Annotated in this window: 1 protein-coding gene; it reads left to right on the top strand. The window is 51.6% G+C overall.

All coding sequences use genetic code 11. The features are described 5' to 3' along the window. Nucleotides 1-18: 18 nt before the first annotated feature. The coding region (locus tag Q0890_RS13635; RefSeq protein WP_299222066.1) for a GTP-binding protein at nucleotides 19-461 on the top strand (443 nt) is incomplete at its 3' end.

The raw sequence follows: 461 nt of genomic DNA, 5'->3' as shown, positions 1-461 counted from the left end.
AATAAAGAGGAACTACCCATGGCAAAGGCCAAGTTTGAACGCAACAAGCCCCACGTCAACGTCGGCACCATCGGACACGTTGACCATGGCAAAACCACATTGACTGCCGCAATCGCAACCGTAGCAGCAATCACCTCTGGCGGCGAAGCCAAAGACTACGCGTCTATCGATAGCGCACCAGAAGAAAAAGCACGTGGCATCACCATCAACACCTCACACGTAGAATATGACACCGACACTCGTCACTACGCACACGTTGATTGCCCAGGTCACGCTGACTATGTTAAAAACATGATCACTGGTGCCGCTCAAATGGACGGCGCAATCCTAGTCGTATCAGCCACTGACGGCCCAATGCCACAGACTCGTGAGCACATCTTGCTATCACGTCAGGTAGGCGTTCCGTACATCATCGTCTTCATGAACAAATGCGACTTAGTCGACGACGAAGAGCTACTAGA

This window comes from uncultured Psychrobacter sp. (assembly GCF_947488565.1).
GTDB lineage: Bacteria > Pseudomonadota > Gammaproteobacteria > Pseudomonadales > Moraxellaceae > Psychrobacter > Psychrobacter saeujeotis.
This window is presented reverse-complemented; position numbering and strand designations above follow the sequence as displayed.